Source organism: uncultured Nostoc sp. (assembly GCF_937863485.1).
In the GTDB taxonomy this organism is placed as follows: Bacteria; Cyanobacteriota; Cyanobacteriia; order Cyanobacteriales; family Nostocaceae; genus Nostoc.
In genome coordinates this window covers 1-2,438 of record NZ_CALMFY010000107.1, presented here as the reverse complement: position 1 = coordinate 2,438, position 2,438 = coordinate 1, and the positions used below count along the sequence as shown (strand labels likewise).

The 2,438-nt window shown below is 39.7% G+C and carries 2 protein-coding genes; one reads left to right on the top strand and one right to left on the bottom strand.

The window, feature by feature from the left end; all coding sequences use genetic code 11:
- Positions 1 to 432: 432 nt before the first annotated feature.
- Positions 433 to 564 (bottom strand): hypothetical protein, encoded by a 132-nt coding sequence (locus Q0541_RS14475; protein WP_298911410.1) that lies wholly within the window; start codon positions 562 to 564, stop codon positions 433 to 435.
- Positions 565 to 790: 226 nt separating this feature from the next.
- Here Q0541_RS14475 and Q0541_RS14470 point away from each other — a divergent pair, with 226 nt between their 5' ends.
- Positions 791 to 2,194, top strand: a complete 1,404-nt coding sequence (locus Q0541_RS14470; protein ID WP_298911409.1) for a Rieske 2Fe-2S domain-containing protein — start codon at positions 791 to 793, stop codon at positions 2,192 to 2,194.
- The last annotated feature ends 244 nt before the right edge of the window (positions 2,195 to 2,438 follow it).

Sequence of the window (2,438 nt, the reverse complement as noted above, 5' to 3'; positions counted from 1 at the left end):
CATATTCCGCCTCAGATGTCACACTTGTCAATACCTCTTGACCTGAATCCTTACGTTTTGGTCAATGCTGAAATTTAGAGAAAAATAACAGCTTGACCATGACATTTGATAACTGGAGTTTAGATTAGTCAGGAGTGCGAAACGCCAAACCTTTATGGCAACAGCTATAGAGCAAATATAAGCGCACCCATCCAAAACTTAACCTCTTAATTTCTAGTACGTTTGAACTAAATATCTCTTCAGGGCAATCAAGGATGCGATGGCGCAGCCCGCCGCAGACATCGCCTTCATAGGGCCTTGTCGGCGTTTACTTTTATAAAATAAAATCGCGATCGCGATTTTATCTTTTTCGAGTCTCTGAGGATCAAAAAGATGAATAAATCTTAAGAAAAGATAAATTTTTATCAATTATTTTTGAGTAAACTTTAATAGCTAATTGTTCTCAGGAATTGCGTAGGCGTTCGCGCAACGTCTCGTAGAGAAGCTCGTCATAGACATCGCGACAAAGTGGGCACGTATACGTCCTTGGTCATCAGCGATCGCTTCCATAACTAAACTTTTCACTCCATCCACTCCACCTCAATCGGGCGCAGACGCAATTAGAGGCGTGAGAGTTCTCACCGTAGGGGAGGATTAAGAAACTTATCAATCTATACTGATAGCATATTATCTGCCGTCTCAGTGACTATTCATCAAATCAATCTCTTGCATTATGATCGCTATACAGCCAATGTTCATACTAGCTAAAATAAAGCTAAGAGTTGGCAATAAAAATTAATAAACATTTAAAATGCTTGAGAAAGAAGTTAATGTCAGAGATAGTTTTCAAGAAAAAAAGCCTGCGGGCGGCAGTGATCCGAATAGTTTTGATTGTAAAGAGACATGGTATCCTATCCATTACCTACAGGACTTAGACAAATCAAAACCAACCCCTTTTAGAGTGTTGGGAAGAGATATTGTAATTTGGTGGGATAGACTTGCCCAATCTTGGAGAAGCTTTGAAGACCAGTGTCCTCATCGTTTAGCACCGTTGTCCGAAGGCAGAATTAGTGATGAAGGGCTGTTGGAATGTCCCTATCACGGTTGGGCTTTTTCTGGAGATGGAAATTGTCAAAGGATTCCTCAGCAAGTCAAAGGTGGGACAGCAGAGACTTCTAAACGAGCTTGTGTGGTATCATTACCGACTATTGAAAAGCAAGGACTGCTATTTGTATACGTTGGTGAATATGAAAATGCTGCAAAAACCGAAGTTCCAATTATTCAGCCATTAGAAGAATCTCCTGAAGGATGGGTTGTAATTAATACATTTAGGGATGTGCCTTATGATGCATTAACACTTTTAGAAAATATACTTGACCCTAGCCACATATCCTTTACACATCACAAAACGGTAGGAAATAGGGCAAATGCAGCAGCTTTGGAACTTGAAGTCATTGAATCTGGCAAACATGGATTCAAAGGGGTTTGGAAACAAGGTTTCAAACCAGGGCAATCAGGAGAGTTATCTACAACCTTCATCGCTCCAAGTTTAATGTGGCATGACATCAACTCCCAGCGTGGCAGAATTTTAACCGTTGTTTATGCTACACCCATACGTAAAGGAGAATGTCGTGTGTTTGCACGTTTTCCTTTTAAATTTCCTTCTAAACTTCCAGGTTGGTTTATTAAGCTGAGACCGCGTTGGTATTATCACATTGGACAAAATGGTGTTTTAGAAGATGATCAAATTTTTCTTCACTATCAGGAAAGGTATCTTGAAGCTAAAGGAGGTAGTCCTAACTTTGCTAAAGCCTTTTACCTTCCAACCAAAGCAGATAGTTTTGTATTTGAGTTGCGTCAGTGGGTAAACCAATATAACGCTGAACCATTTGGCAAAGAGACTTTTTCTCCCCCATTGGCAAAGTCAGTGCTGCTAGAGAGATATCATTCGCATACACAAAAGTGTGCAAGTTGTAGCTCGGCACTTGCTATTATTGAACAATTGAAATTCGGAAGTGGAGTTGCAGCAGTACTTACTTTGGCTTCCACTCCAATACTTTTTTTATTTTTGAAGACAACATCAGTTGTAGCAGTTGTGATTGAAACTGTAACTCCTTTAATCTTTGGAGCAGTATGGATCGGACTGAGTAAGTTAGTTATTCAGTTTTATGATGGACGAGCCGTACCTCCACGAAACCGACGTGAGAAAAATTGAAACCTAACTTCGGTTTATTAAATGTGAGAGGACTGTACTAAGTAAGTCAGCGAGAAAAATTCAATGTATATAAAGAAATATAAAGTTGAAGTAGGGTGTGTTACGCCGTAGGCTAACGCAGCATGACAACGCACCAACGATTTAAATTTCTTAACATAGCTTGAAATATTAGCATCGACTTACTAGCCTTTTCAAGGTGTTGTGTGATGGGCAGATTTGTAGTTTGGTAAAAAGAGGTGCAAAT